This is a genomic window from Variovorax sp. GW531-E2, from assembly GCF_059423125.1.
In genome coordinates, this window is record NZ_JBWKXQ010000073.1 from 1 (window position 1) to 14,489 (window position 14,489).

Genomic DNA, 14,489 nt, shown 5'->3' on the forward strand with positions numbered 1-14,489 from the left:
GGGTGATGACGGCCTCCTGGGCGGCGTCCTCGGCGGTGACGGTGGTCTGCTCGGCGGTGTGCTGGGTGACGACGGCCTTCTGGGTGGCGTGCTCGGTGGCGACGGCAGCCTGCTCGGCGGCATCCTCGGCGACGACGGCCTTCTGGGTGGTGTCCTCGGCGGCGACGGTGGTCTGCTCGGCGGTGTGCTCGGTGGTGTGACCGGCGGCGACGCTGGCGGCCTGCTCGACGGCATCCTCGGCGACGACGGCCTGCTGGGCGGTGTCCTCGGCGGCGTGACCGGCGGCGACGCTGGCGGCCTGCTCGACGGCATCCTCGGCGACGACGGCCTGCTCGGTGGTGTCCTCGGTGGTGTGACCGGTGGCGACGCCGGTGGCCTGCTCGACGGCGTCCTCGGTGACGACGGCCTGCTGGGCGGTGTCCTCGGCGGCGTGACCGGTGGCGACGCCGGCGGCCTGCTCGACGGCGTGCTGGGCGACGACGGCCTGCTCGGTGGTGTCCTCGGCGGTGACGGCGGCCTCCTGGGCGGCGTGCTCGGCGGCGGCGAAGGCGGTCTGCTCGGCGGCGTTCTCGGTGACGACGGCCTGGTCGGCAGCCTGCTCGGTGCGGACGGCCTCGTGGGCGGCCTGCTCGGCGGCCTGACGGGCGGCGCCGAACCGGTGGCCGGCATCCTGGAACCGGTGACGAGCATCCTCGACGGCTCGGCCGGCTCGGTGGTCTCGACGGTGGTCGAAACCGTGACCAACGCAGTCGAACCGGTGACCGACATCCTCGCCGGCACGCCGGCAGCCCCGGTGGCCGCGGTCGTGACCGGTGTGCTGGACACCGTCGAACACACGGTGGCCCCGGTGCTCGACAACGTGCTCACCCCGATCACCAGCCTGCTCGACCAGAGCCCGGCCGGCGGTGCCCTGGCACCCGTGACGAACATCCTGCACGGCCTGCTGGGCTGATCCAAGGACACGAAGAAGGAGGAAGGGAAACCTCGATAGCAAGCAGACAGGGACGGGCCGTCAGCGGCCCGTCCCGCGAAAGGACCGTCATGAACAAGAATTTCCGGATACTGGCCCTCGTGGCAATGGGCGCAAGCCTCGCTGCCTGCGGTGTGCCTCCCAAGGGCGGTCGCGACGACGCGACCTACTACTACTCCAACAAGAGCGTGCGCGAAGTGCCCAAGGTGGAGCCGGCACCCCCGCCGCCGCCGCCAAACACACCGGCCAAGATCGTCTACTTCGACTTCGACCGATACGACGTCAGGACGGGCGACCGCAGCATCGTCGAGGCGCACGCGGGCTACATGCGCAACCGGCCAGCGAGCCGGGTCGTGATCGAAGGCCACACCGACCTGCGCGGCGGCCGCGAGTACAACCTCGCGCTCGGCCAGCGCCGCGCCGAGGCCGTGCAACGCATGCTCACGCAGATGGGCGTGCCGGGCGAACGCATCGAAGCCGTCAGCTGGGGCATTGAAAAGCCCGCATCGCTTGCCACCACCGAGGAGGGCCATCAGCTCAATCGTCGCGCCGAGTTCAGCTACCGCTGAATCGGGAGCACGCGATGATTTCACGGGCGGCTTCCGGTCCGCGATCACGTCATTCAAGCGAGAGCAGATGACGGACGCGACCGGCCTTCGCCCGCATTCGACCGGGGCCGAATGATGTCCTTCTCAGACCAGCTCCACGCCTGCCACGAGCGCCTGGTGTCCGTGTGCGCGGCGTTGCCTGCCCCGTACCCGGCCTTCACGCTCTTCTTCTCGGTGAGCGACGGCTCCCAGCGCGCGCACGTCGTGCATGCGCGGGCCGACGACTTCGAGACCGCCTGGCGCGAAGGCGCCGACCTCGTCGAGCGATGGGTGCGCGAGCGCGGCATCGTCTCGCCCTGGTTGCGCATCGACTGGGTCGAGGGCGCCAGTCCCATGGACTGGACGCAGTTCAAGACCCAGCTCACCGCGGTCAAGCGCAACTACTTCCGGCTCGGCCTGGCTTTCGACCAGGACTTCGGCTTCGCCTTCACCGAGCAGGAACTCAACGCCAACGCCATGCTGTGCGGCGATTCGACCATCGCGCATTCGGTGGTGAACGTGCGCAACTTCGACGTCTATGCGCAGGCCCGCTTCGAGCGCACCTTGCCGCTGGAAGAGTCGTCGGAACGCACGGTGTACCTGCTGGCCACGGTCGGCGTGTTCTGCCAGCCCGACGGCGTGGTGCACAAGCTCGTGGGCACGGGGCTCGACGCGGGCCGCCGCCAGCTGCCGGCGCTCAACCCGCAGGCGGTGCTCGAGCTGGTGCGCAGCGGCTCGTCGTACCTGGCGCGCCAGATGCAAAGCGACGGCCTGTTCGTGTACGGCTACTTCCCGTGCTTCGACCGCCGCATCCCGACCTACGACGCGATGCGCCACGCGGGCACCGTGCACGCCATGCTCGAGGCCTGGGAGCTCACGCGCGACGACACGCTGCGCGCGGCCATCGACCGCGCCATCGACCACCTCACCGACGCGCTGATCCGCGACTACACGCTGCCCGACGGCCGCGAGGTGGCCTACCTGGTCGACACCGGCGGCGAGATCCGCCTGGGCGGCAACGCGGCCTGCGTGCGCATGTTCGTGCGCTACTGCGAGCTGATGGAAACGCGCCACTGGCTGCCGCTGCTGGAGAAGCTCGCACTGGGCATCGTGGCGCTGCAGGACCCGGCCAGCGGGCGCTTCGACCACGTGCTGCACGCGGCCGACCTGTCGCTCAAGCAGGCCTCGCGCGTCATCTTCTACGACGGCGAGGCGGCCTTCGGCCTCATGCGCCTGTACGGCCTCACGCGCGATCCGCGCTGGCTGGCCGCGGTCGAGAAAGCCTTCGACCACTTCATTGCGAGCCAGCACTGGCAGTCGCATGACCACTGGCTCAGCGGCTGCGTGAACGAGCTCACGCAGTGGAGCCCGCAGGAGCGCTACTTCCGCTTCGGGCTGCAGAACGTGGCGGGCTACCTGGACTTCGTGCTCGACCGCAAGACCACCTTTCCCACGCTGCTCAGCCTCATGCTGGCGGCGCAGCAGATGCTGCAGCGGCTGGAGAGCATGCCCGCCATGCGGCACCTGCTCGACGAGCTGGACACCGAGAAGTTCTACCGCGCGCTCGACTACCGCGCGCACTACCTGCTCAACGGCTTCTTCTGGCCCGAGATGGCGATGTACTTCCGCCGGCCGTCCACGGTCGTCGGCGCCTTCTTCGTGCGGCACCACTCGTTCCGCGTGCGCATCGACGACGTCGAGCAGTACGTGACCGGCTTCGCGGCCTACCACCGCTACCTGCTCGACCGGCGCAGCCAGCCCGGCGGCGCGGGCCCCGGCGGCGGCGGTGGTGGCGGCGTGCGCGACGATGGCGCGGTCTGGACGGCCAGCGAGATGGCGCGCGTGACCGGCGGCGAATGGGTGGTCAAGCCCGAGGACGGCTGGCGTGCCACCGGCGTGACCCAGCGCACCTTCATGCGCAAGGGCCGCGTCGTGTTCGAGCACCAGGCCCGGCCCTCGAAGACGCCGCTGGCCGCCGTCACGCTCAAGGGCGTGCTGCAGCCGGCCGCGGCCGTGCTGTGCACCGACCCCAAGCCGCACCTGGACAAGCGCGTGCCCGTGCTGCAGGTGGCCAACGTGCTGCAGGCCGTGCTCGAGCTGGGCGACCACGCGCGCACCGAGTTCACCGGCCGCGTGTGCGGCGTGCTGGGCAGCGGCGCGGGCAGCAGCACCGTGGCCGCCATGCTGGCCGGCGCGCTCACCGTGTGGGGCGAGGTGGCGCAGCCCGAAGGCAACATCAGCCTGCCGTCGGGCATCGCGTGGAACCTCACCTGCATGCCGCGCCATGCCGCCTACTGGGTGCTCGAGATGGGTACCTCGCACATGCCGGCCTCGGCGCAGCTGATGCGGCCCTCGCTCATCGTGGTGACGGGGCTGTCGGCCGCGTCGCAGAAGCACCGCGGCCCGTCGGAGGCCGCCGCGCGGCTGGACTGCCGCATGTTCCAGGCCATGGCCGCGGGCGATCGCGTGGTGCTCAACCGCGACATGCCCGAGTTCGCCACCTTCGCCGAAGCGGCCATGGCGCACCAGCTGCAGATCGTGACCTACGGCGAGCACAAGGACGCCGACGTGCGCCTGCTCGCCTTCGACCACGGCGAGGTGCAGGCCGAGGTGGCCGGCGAGCCCTTCCAGCTGCGCCTGAACGCGCCGGGCCGCCACATGGGCGCGAGCGCCGTGGCCGCGCTGGCCGCGCTGCAGGCGCTGCGCCTGCCGCTGGCCGCCGCCGTCGAACCCTTTGCGCACTTCGAGCCGCCGGGCGGACGCGGCGCGCTGCACACCATTCACATCGGCGGCGGAAGCTTCAAGCTGATCGATGAAACCTACGACGCCAACCCGAGTTCGATGCGGGCGGCGCTTGAGTTGCTGTCACAAGCCCCCTGCGAGCCTGCGCGCCGGGTGGCCATCCTGGGCGACATGCAGGAGCTGGGGCCCGCGGCGCAACGCCATCACCTCGATCTGGAGGCCGAGTTGCTGGCGTCGCAACCTGACCGCGTGCTCCTGTGCGGACCTTTGATGCGGGCGCTTCACACGCGCATCCGCACCAAGGTCCGCTCCCATTGGTTTGTCGATGTGTCCGACCTCTCCACCGCACTCGGCGGGCTGCTGCAACCAGGCGACTGGGTGCTGGCGAAAAGCTCCGCGGGTGTCGGTCTTTCCCGGCTCGCCCGGGTCCTGAAAGCACTGCCATGAGATGGAACGCATTGGTCCACATCCCCTATGAATCCGAACGCGAGGTACCCCCGCGGCGCTGGTGGCTGGGCTGGCTGCAGCTGCTGTGCGCCTGGGTGCTGCTCATGCTGCTGTGCGCCAACATCGCGCTCGTTTTTGCCGAAGGCCTGCCGGGCTCGTCCGGCCGCACCGCGACCCACAGCCATGCCCACAAAACGATGAATTGCACGCTCAGGGAAAACGCCGCGCCGCAAGGAACGCGCGGTACGGAAACGACCGGTCCGGCGCAGGTTCGTACCCACCGATGCTGAGAGGCGTCAGAGGCGAATTTTTGCCTTGTAACAGTCGGGTAACAGTTGATAATGATGCAGGCGTCGTTGCCCGACGGATCGGTCTTTTTCCATGATCAAGTTCCTCTTGCCCAGCCAGCTGGTTGCCGACAGGCCGGAAGTCCCCGGCGCCAGTCCGTATGCCAGTGCGCTGAACGATGCGTTTCGCGCGGCCTACCCGCTCGTCAAGAGCGCGGCCTGGCTGTCGCTGCCCATCAGCCTGTTCGGGCTGCTGCCTTCGATCTTCCTGCTGCAGGTGTATGACCGCGTGCTCTCGCGCAGCGGCGTCTCCACGCTCGCCGCGCTGGTGAGCGGCATCCTGTTCTTCCTGTGCATCGAGTTCTGGCTGCGCACGCGCCGCTCGCGCCTGCTGCGCAACGCGGGCGCCACCGTCGACCACGGCGTGTCGGGCGCGCTGCTGCACTCCATGCTCGGGCGCCCGCTGCGTGCACTCGAGGCGCGGCCGGCCTCGTCCTGGCAGCTGTTCTTTCGCGACGTGGGCGCGGTGCGCGGCACCGTCACCGGCGGGCTCGCGCAATCGATCTTCGACCTGCCGATGGCGATCTTCGCGCTGATCGTGATCGGCATCGTCGCGCTGCCGGTGCTGCCCGTGGTGGCGGCCTTCCTGGCCATCATGGCGTTCCTGGCCTGGTGGTGGGCCGACGAAGTGCGCGCCGGCCGCGTCGAAGAAGTGCTGCGCGGGCGCGGGCTCGATCGCATCACCTCCGAGATCTGCCATGCGCGCGAGACGCTCAAGGCGCAGTCGAACGACGGCCCGACCATCGAGGTCTGGCAGCAGACCTACAACGCCTGGCTCAGCGAGAGCTTCGGCAAGAACGGCCAGATCGAAACCGCGCGCGACGGCACCACCGTGCTGCTCACCGTGTTCTCGGTGATCGTCGTCACCGTCGGCGCCATCGCCGTCATGCAGCAGTGGATGACGGTGGGCGGCCTCGTCGCCTCCAACATGCTCGCGCTGAAGGCGCTGCAGCCGGTGGCCGGGCTGGTGTCGAACTGGCGCGCGCTGGCCACCGCCAAGGAAGCCGCCAAGCGCCTGGAGACCGTGCTCGGCGAGCCGGTCGAGAAGGCGCCCACCGGCATGGCGCTGCCGCAGCCGCTGGGCCGCGTCACGCTGAAAGACGTGAGCTTCAGCTTCACCGAAGACGCACCGCAGCCCGTGCTCGAAAACGTCGACCTCGACATCGGCCCCGGCGGCCTGCATGTGATCGTCGGGCGCAACGGCGCGGGCAAGTCGACGCTCGTGAAGTTGCTGTCGGGCCTGTACACGCCCACGCACGGCGTGGTGAGCATCGGCGAGTACGACCTCTCGCAGTTCGGCCGCGAAGAGCTGTCGCGCTGGATCAGTTATCTCTCGCAGGAGGTGTACTGGTTCGGCGGCCCGCTGGTCGACACCATGCGCCGCGGTGCGCCGGGCCAGAGCGACGAGCAGATCGTGGCGGCCTGCAAGCTCTCGGGCGCGCACGACTTCATCTCGCGCCTGCCCGACGGTTATCGCACCGTGGTGGGCGAGGGCGGCACCGGCTTCTCGGTCGGCGAGCGGCGCAAGCTTGCGCTGGCCATGAGCTTCCTGCGCAAGCCCTCCGTGCTGGTGCTCGACGAGCCCAGCAACGACCTCGACTTTCAAAGCGAGCGCAACCTGCTCGCGACCATGCTCGCGGTGGCCAAGGTGCGCACCGTGGTCGTGGTCACGCACTCGCTGCGCATCGTGTCGGCGGCCTCCGCCGTCTATCACGTCACCGGCCAGGGCAACGTGGAAATCGGCTCCGCGGCCGTCATGGTGCCCAAGCTCTTCGGCGTGAAGAAGCCGCTGGTGGCGCTGGGCGACACCACCGACGACGGCAGTGGCAACAGCAATGCAGGCGTCCCGGCCGCCTCGCGCTCGATGGCGTGAGCAAGCAGGCCACGCGATGCGTGATTCGTGGTTGCCACGGATCGACCGACTGACAGACAGAGACAGGGGAACGGGATTTTGAAACCAGACTTGCCGCAGGTGCTTCAGGGCGAGAGCGAGAAACAGGCGGCGCAGACCACGCCGCAAGGCCGGCGGCGCCAGTGGATCATCGGCGGCGCGGTCGCGGTGCTGGCGGTTGTGGGGCTCGGCTTTCCGATGGAAACCGTCGTCGTCGCACCGGGCCGCGTGATCCCCTCCGACCGCGTGAAGTCGATCCAGCATCTGGAAGGCGGCATCGTCAGCAACGTGCTCGTGAAAGAAGGCGACAAGGTCAAGCAGGGCCAGTCGCTGGTCGAGATCGACCTGGGCGGCAGCGGCCTGAACTTCGAGGAGCTCACCGCGCGTTATGCCGCCACGCAGGCCACGCGCGTGCGGCTCATTGCCGAGAGCCGCGGCCAGCCGCTCAAGCGCGACTCGTTCGATGCCGACATCGACGAAGCCGTGCTCGAAGGCGAGGTCGGTGCCTATCAGGCGCGCGCGCTCGAACAGCGCGGCGTCATGGCCGGCGCCGTGTCGGGCCTGGAGCAGGCGCGCAGCAAGCAGCTCGAACAGCAGGCCAAGGCCAAGGGCCTGAATGATCGGCTCGCGCTGATGCAGAAAGAGCAGGAGATCTCTGAACAGCTGTTGAGCGAAAAACTCGTCGGCCAGGTCGAGGTGCTCGAGAAGCGCCGCCAGGCCGAAGGCGTGCGCAGCGAACTCGCCGTGGCGCGCCAGGGCGTGATCTCGGCGCAGGCCGCCATCACCGAGGCGCAGGCCAAGATGGCCGAGGCCGAGGGCCGCTTTCGCCGCCGCGCATCGGACGAACTGGCCACCGTCGAGCGCCAGTTCGCCAGCCTGAGCGAAGACCTCGCGCGCGCCCGCACCCAGCGCTCGCGCACGGTGGTGAAGGCGCCGGCCGACGGCATCGTGAAGGGCCTGCGCAGCTCCAGCGCCGGCTGGGTCGTGAAGCCCGGCGAATCCATCCTGGAGGTCGTGCCCGACGAGGACGAGATCATGGTCGAGGCCCGCCTCAACCCGAACGACCGCGGCTTTGTCGAAGTGGGGCAGGAGGCGCGCGTGAAGATCACCGCCTACGACTACCTGCGCTACGGCGCCGTCGACGGCAAGGTCAAGCTCGTGGCGGCCGACGCCGACCGCGATGCCGCCATTGCCAGCGGCGCGCCTTACTACCGGCTGCTCATCAGCATGTCGCAGTCGCACGTGGGGCGGCCGGAAAACCGCGTCACCGCCGGCATGGAGTCCGAAGTCGACCTGCGCGTGGGGACCGATCCGTTCATCTGGTACATCCTGCGGCCTGTGCTCAAACTGCGGCGCGAAGCCTTCCGCGAACCATGAGCAAGCCCGTGTTGCCGGGCCGGCGCGCGCGCATCGCCCCGGGTGTGCTCTGCGCGACCTTGTGCGTCAGCATGGCGCTGCCGCCCACCGCGTATGCCCAACCGTCGCCGGAGCAGGAGGGGCCGCCTGCAGCGCTGGCACTGTCGCGCCGCCTGTCGCCACCGTCCCTCGGCGCCGCCAGCTACGCACAGCGCGTGAAGCAGGCGCTCATCGCGCTGTCGCAGGAATACCCCGAAGTGCTGACCGCGCAGGCCGCGGCCAACACCAGCAGCTTCGGCGTCGACGCGGCCCGCATGGCGCGCTACCCGCGCTTCAAGGTCGGCACGTCGTCGGGCACCTACAGCAGCGGCGCCAAGGACGCGAAGAGCGAGAACTACACCGTGCTCACCGCCGAAGCGCGCGTGAGCCTGATCGACGGCGGCGCCATGAGCGCGGCGCAGCGCGCCGCCGAATTCGGCAACCAGGCCGACGACGAAGCCGTTACCACCACGTCGCAGAAAGTGGTGCTCGACGCGCTCACCGCCTACCTGCAGGTGCAGCGCTTCGACCTGAAAAAGCAGATCGCGCACCGCGCCACCGAGGTCGTGGCCGACCTGTCGAAGGCCGAGGCACGCCGCGTGGCGCTCGGCGTGAGCGGCGACAACGACCTCAACATGGCGGCGTCGCGCCGCGCCCTCGTGGCCGCGCGCGAGTCCGACTTCGAGGCCCAGCGCGACGAGGCGCTGGCCAAGTTCCGCAACTACTTCAAGTTCTCGCCCGCGCCTGAATCGCTGCCCGTGCTCGCTGCACCGTCGCACTGGCGCATCGGCTCGCAGGAAGAAGCGCTGCGCCGCGCCGAAGCACGCAGCACCGAACTGGCCGAAGCCCAGGGCCGCGTGGCACGTGCACGCGCGCTGGTCGACCAGACCGAAGCCAGCCTGTACCCCACGCTCGACGCCGTCGTCGTGAAGAGCAAGGACCCGCGCGGCGTGTCGCCGCAAGACCCCACGCGCGCCGCCTTCGAACTCAACTGGAACTTCGGCAACGGCTTCGACCGCCAGCTCAAGCTCAAGGGCGCCCTGGCCGAAGTCGCGAACCAGGAAGCCAAGATGGAGGGCGTGAAGCTCAACCTGATGGAGCTCACCGCGTCGTCGTGGTCCCGCACCGTGGCCGGCCGCGAACGCGAGCGCCAGTTGATGGAGGCTGTCAGCACCTCGGGCCAGGCCTTCCGCGGCCGCCGCCGCCTCATGGAATTCGGCCGCGAGACCCTGCCCCAGGTGCTCGATGCCCAGCTCGACTACTACACCCTGCTGTTCGACTACATCGACGGCGTGTTCGACCTGCGCATTTCGGAGTTGCGCCTGGCGCGCACCACCGGCGAACTGCGCATCGACCCCATCGGCGCCAACAACTGGATCGACCGCATCTTCGGCCCCCCGAGCCGGAACGTCCTGACCGAAGACGGCCTGCTGGGCGCGCTGTGCATCTCGAGCAACACGACCTGCGCGAGCGAACCGTTGGTCGACCGCGCGCCGGGCGCATCGATTGCGAACCCGCCGCTGCGCCGGTCAACGCGCCTCGGAATCCAGTAGCCCTTCGAGGCAAGCGAAGCGAAGCCCGTTGGTGAAACACCGAGGAACCGGCTTTGCCGGGCCTCAGGTGTTGCCCCCGGTAGGGGGAAGGAGAAGCGGACACGAAGTGCCGCGCAGCCTGGGGGCGAGCTAAGTCTCTTCTGGGATGCCAGGCTCGCCGTCGAGGATCTGGTACTTGCGCATCTTCTCCCACAGCACCTTGCGGCTGATGCCCAGGTGCTGCGCCGTGTCCTGGCGCTTCCAGTCGTTGATCTCGAGCGCCGCGATGATGCGGTTGCGCTCGCTGCTGTTCCAGCCTTTGCGGTCGCCATTCGCGTCGAGCGGGACCCCCGTGCCATTGCGGTCGGTGGCCAGCGCAGCCGGTGCCGGCGTGCCCCGCGTGAGCGCGATCGCGCGCTGGATCAGGTTCTGGTCCCAGCTGTGCAACTGCCGCGCGATCACGCCCACGCGCTCCGCGAGGTTGCGCAGCTGCCGCACGTTGCCGGGGAAGTAGGTTTCGGCCACCGCATCGCTGAGCCAGTGCGGCGTTTCGCCCAGGGCCTCGAGCTCGTCGCCGAGCACGTTCGCCAGCAGCGCCTTGAAGATCGCGATCTTGTCGATCTCGCCGCGCTCTTCGAGGCTCGGCACATGCAGCTCGATCACCGCGAGCCGGTAGAACAGGTCGGCCCGAAACTCGCCGCTCGCCACCATCTCGCGCAGGTTGCGGTTCGTCGCCGCCACGAGCCGGAAGTCGACGCGGATCGGCGACGTTGCACCCAGCCGCGTGACCGCGCTGTCTTCGAGCACGCGCAGCAACTTCACCTGCTGATAGCGCGGCAAGTCACCGATCTCGTCGAGGAACAACGTGCCCCCCGTGGCCTGTTCGAAGTACCCGCGGTGCGCGTGCACGGCACCCGTGAACGAGCCCTTCGTGTGGCCGAAGAACAGCGACTCGAACAGCCCATCGGGAATCGCACCGCAGTTCACTGCCACGAACGCGCCCTTGCCGTACTGCTGGTGCCCGATGTGAAGCTGCTGCGCAATGCGCTCCTTGCCCACGCCGGTTTCACCGCGCACCAGCACCGGATGGTTGCAGTCCGCAAAGGCGCCCACTTCGGCGAGCAGCCCTTTCATCGCATCGGAATGCGCCACCAGCACGTCGGGCGCCTGCGGCGCGACATCGCGCGCACGCAGCTGCCGCACCAGCTTCGCCACCATCGTGCGCAGCTCGGCGCAGGTGAAGTCGTAGGGCAGGACGTGCAGGTACTCGGGCGGATACGTGCGCGAGTCGCGCTCGCGCGAAGCCGCAGCGACCCAGATCACGGGCATGCCTTGCAGCAGCTCCGTGGCATGCGGCAGCCCGCCGCCATCGATGACGGTGACGCTGATGATCGCGACGGAAGGGCGCAGTGCGACGCCGCGGTCCTGCTGCGGAGGCGGCAGGCCGTCGGCCCGGATGACTTCCACGTCGAAGCTCGCCATGCACCGCGCAATGCGGTCGAGGATGTCGGCTTTGCCTTCCCAGACAAAGAGGTCGAGTTCGTCGAAGTTGGAGGGGGAACTCATCGAGACGCTGTTTTCAAAGTTTCACGGGTAGCTGGAAATGGCGGAGTCTTGCGCAGTCTCAATAGACCAAACGTGCATTGCCGTCACAACTGGCGGAGAGGAGTTGCACGTCTGCGTATCCGAGCTGGATGCCGAGCGCCTTGAGCAGCGGGGCGAGCAGAGCCGTGTCGAGCAGACTGAGCACTGGCGTCAGCACAACATTGAGGACGCCCAGCACGCCGTTGACGATACCGATCAAACCATTCACAAGAGTGTCCAAGATATCGCTAAGAAAACCTGCATCGAGACCCAGCAGTGTGAGGCCCGAGGTGTCCAGCTCGACGTCCAGCTTTCCCGCATTGATCGCACTCGCGATGGCGGCACCAAGATTCTGCTCTGTCCCGACAGTTTGGGTCAGGTTCTGCTGAGAGGCTGGAATGGTCGGGTCATATCTGTAATTCAGCGAACTTCTGGTGACCGTGGCAGAGCCTGGGATGGAAAGATCAAGTTTGGCCCGTAGATCGACCGGAGCTTTGACTGCCGAGAGTCCCAGGATCTTGATTTCTGCTTCGAGGCTCACCAGGCTGAATCGTTCTTTCGGCAACGATGCCCAGGGGCTCGTTCGGTTGGTGAACGCAGTCGGAACCTTGCCCAGGAAAATATGGGCCAGGCCAGGGGCTGCATCGATCTGGACATCGTACTTTCCATCAGGTGCATTGCATCGGACGGTTGCCAACGCTGCGTCGCCCGAGGCGACCTCCACATAGACTGGAAGATTGACCAATTGACCAGCGGGCATCGAAAGTCGAATGCTCAACAGAACAAGGTTGATGTTGACCAGGTCGTTTTTCCCGCCCAAAGGTGTCAGGACCTTTGTGTCGAGAAGCACTCGAATCTGGCCGGTGTGGGCTTGCGTCTTGGCCGTGCCGTCCGGGTAATAGCCGGGGGGACCAATGGCAATGCTCGGCGTTTCGATCACCTTGGCCTGAAGCTTCACATTCGCGAGCGGCTGGAGGGGGACCTCGACTTGGGTTGCAATGGCCGACTGACTGTCTGCGACTTGCAGCGCGACCAGTAGAAGATTCAGCGCGTTGACGTTGCCGTTCAAGGCGGCTCGGGGATCTGTGGTGTTGAGGTCTACGCTGAGCAGGCCGGCTTGCTGGGCGGTCTTCAGCAGGTTGATGCTGATGTCTTCGAGGCGAAGCCCTCCACTCAACGTCAGGAGACCATTGAGCACGCGAGCTGCGAGGTCGACCGTGTTGCTGTCGTTGCTTTGCGGGAGCGCCTGGATGGCGGCATTGAGCAACTGAGCCAGACTGACATTGGCGTCGGCCAGTTGGGCATACGTGCCGACATTGAGGCGCAAGGCATCCATGATGCCGAGCAGGTTGAGCTTGGTGTTGAGCAAGCCTGTGTAGTCAGCGAGGCTCAGCGAGACTGAAGTACCCAGCAGCATGCTCAGCACCTGATTGAGCAACCCCTCGTTGAGCCTTGCAACCCCGCTTCCAACCGAGAGCGAGCCCAGGGGTTCATTGAGTGCGGCGACCGCCTGAACACAGATCGTGCGGTTGGCCTGAAAGAAAGGAAGCAATGTCGGTGGCGCTTTTTCTATTCGAACCCGGATCGCATTCTTTGTCGAAGAATTGGGAAGGAAGTGGTCGTCTACGCTGTTGAAGCAACTGGCTGCAGTATTAGGCGGCGTCGTGTTCGACGATGCCCAATGGCCGCATTCGGGTTGCGTCAGAACGAGACCGGGCATGTTCTGGGCTGCATTCGCAACAGAGGCGCCTCGAGCAGCCACGCATACGTCAGTGCTCCCCGAAGGCATTATTTTCTGCGCGCCAGCCAACGCGGCGAGATCCGCCGTCTTCTGAAACTCACGCTTCATGTAGAACAGATAGCCCAACTCGGTACCCACAAGGGTGATCACGATCAGGCTCAGCGCGATGGCTGTATTGATGAGGATCGAGCCCCGGGCACGTCGTCGGCTGGACAGGGCGACGGCTGTGCAGGCTGATGCGGCATTCATTCCCGAGGTCTTTCTCATGAGGTCCTGAGTGCCGCGGTTGCACTGCCCCGCAATTGCTTGATCCAATTGCTGGCATCAACCAGTGGCACCCACGGAAGAATGCGAGCGTCGCCCGTGTAGGGGTAGACGATGGTCACCACGCAACTGGTCGCGCCTGGTGTGGCGGAACAGGGAGTGATGGTGGCGTGATTGGAGACCCAGTTCTTTCGACGCGTCAGGTCTCCGCTTTCCGCGGCGGGGACGATGAGTGATCGCGCCAATGATTCCACGACGACTTGCTTCACGCTGGCGGGATCTGGCGGTTGTGGAAGCAACGTCGCGGCGCGCGCACCATCTTCTGCAGCACGCGAGATGATCTGCTGTACGTAGAACGCTGCGCCAAAGGTCACCAGCGCATAGATCACAAGAAAGAGCACCACGAAGACGAAGGCGAATTCGATCGCAGCGACACCGCGTTGGCGATCACGACCGGTAGATCCGGGGGAGGGGGGAGAACTGAGGGGCACGGCGTTCACCTCAGATCAAGAAGCATGCTCGCTTTGCCAGCGATCTGGGATGGCACTGCGAAGCTCGGCAAAGGAGGCAGCAACGAGCGGAGGTTATTCGCCTCGACGAGAACTTCGACTTGGCATCGTTGGCCCCATGCGGGGCCGCAGCTGACCGGCGTGCATTCGTTGACTCCTTCTACGCGGCAGATTCGTGCAGAAACGACAGGCTTCACCGTCTGCGGCATCCAGTCGCTTTGAGCGGTTGCAATGCTCGCAGCACGGTTTTTTCGGCCCTCTATGCTGCTTTGATATCGAAGTGCCGCTCGTGCACCGTCCTCGGCAGCGTTCTGCAACCCCAGGCGAAACGCGAACAACATGCCATAGCAGATGACGGCGTACAGAATCGTAAAGAAGATCAGAAAGACCACCGCGAACTCGATCGCGTATACGCCGCGCTGGGAGCGCAGCGAAGCGAAAGTGCGGGTCGCGTTCATGGCGTTCTGTGAGGTTCCGAGA

Annotated in this window: 10 protein-coding genes and 1 pseudogene; 7 read left to right on the forward strand and 4 right to left on the reverse strand. The window is 67.0% G+C overall.

The features are described from left to right. The 7 genes and pseudogenes from AC07XP_RS28425 to AC07XP_RS28455 all read left to right on the forward strand — a co-directional run. Positions 1-952 (forward strand): annotated as a pseudogene (locus tag AC07XP_RS28425) (hypothetical protein); the annotation flags it as partial. 89 nt (positions 953-1,041) lie between these two features. Next, positions 1,042-1,539, forward strand: coding sequence for an OmpA family protein (locus AC07XP_RS28430; protein WP_062479666.1), 498 nt, complete (start codon positions 1,042-1,044; stop codon positions 1,537-1,539). A gap of 111 nt (positions 1,540-1,650) precedes the next feature. Then, positions 1,651-4,746: a glutamate ligase domain-containing protein gene (locus AC07XP_RS28435; RefSeq protein ID WP_095746759.1), complete on the forward strand. Its 3,096-nt coding sequence runs from the start codon at positions 1,651-1,653 to the stop codon at positions 4,744-4,746. Next, the gene (locus AC07XP_RS28440; RefSeq protein WP_487849629.1) at positions 4,743-5,036 is read left to right on the forward strand and encodes a hypothetical protein; all 294 of its coding nucleotides are present in this window, start codon (positions 4,743-4,745) and stop codon (positions 5,034-5,036) included. The genes AC07XP_RS28435 and AC07XP_RS28440 overlap by 4 nt, the downstream gene beginning before the upstream one ends. Before the next feature lie 91 nt (positions 5,037-5,127). Next, positions 5,128-6,966 (forward strand): peptidase domain-containing ABC transporter, encoded by a 1,839-nt coding sequence (locus tag AC07XP_RS28445; protein ID WP_495266539.1) that lies wholly within the window; start codon positions 5,128-5,130, stop codon positions 6,964-6,966. Between the two features lie 99 nt (positions 6,967-7,065). Beyond that, on the forward strand, positions 7,066-8,361 hold the full coding sequence (locus tag AC07XP_RS28450) for an HlyD family type I secretion periplasmic adaptor subunit (protein ID WP_495266557.1): 1,296 nt from the start codon (positions 7,066-7,068) through the stop codon (positions 8,359-8,361). Then, a complete protein-coding gene (locus AC07XP_RS28455) occupies positions 8,358-9,932 on the forward strand; it encodes a TolC family protein (protein WP_495266540.1) in 1,575 nt (524 codons plus the stop codon). Before AC07XP_RS28450 ends, AC07XP_RS28455 begins: the two co-directional genes overlap by 4 nt. A gap of 129 nt (positions 9,933-10,061) precedes the next feature. Here AC07XP_RS28455 and AC07XP_RS28460 read toward each other — a convergent pair whose 3' ends face one another. Genes AC07XP_RS28460 through AC07XP_RS28475 form a run of 4 tightly spaced genes read right to left on the reverse strand, consistent with a single transcriptional unit; the run spans position 10,062 to position 14,467 of the window. Continuing rightward, positions 10,062-11,477 carry a sigma 54-interacting transcriptional regulator gene (locus AC07XP_RS28460; protein WP_095746755.1) on the reverse strand — a complete coding sequence of 472 codons (1,416 nt, stop codon included), beginning with the start codon at positions 11,475-11,477 and terminating at the stop codon, positions 10,062-10,064. 58 nt (positions 11,478-11,535) lie between these two features. Beyond that, positions 11,536-13,503, reverse strand: coding sequence for a pilus assembly protein TadG-related protein (locus AC07XP_RS28465; protein WP_495266541.1), 1,968 nt, complete (start codon positions 13,501-13,503; stop codon positions 11,536-11,538). Next, positions 13,500-14,000, reverse strand: a complete 501-nt coding sequence (locus tag AC07XP_RS28470) for a TadE/TadG family type IV pilus assembly protein (protein WP_495266542.1) — start codon at positions 13,998-14,000, stop codon at positions 13,500-13,502. Before AC07XP_RS28470 ends, AC07XP_RS28465 begins: the two co-directional genes overlap by 4 nt. Further along, positions 13,997-14,467, reverse strand: coding sequence for a TadE/TadG family type IV pilus assembly protein (locus tag AC07XP_RS28475; RefSeq protein ID WP_070062677.1), 471 nt, complete (start codon positions 14,465-14,467; stop codon positions 13,997-13,999). The genes AC07XP_RS28470 and AC07XP_RS28475 overlap by 4 nt, the downstream gene beginning before the upstream one ends. Positions 14,468-14,489 lie beyond the last annotated feature (22 nt).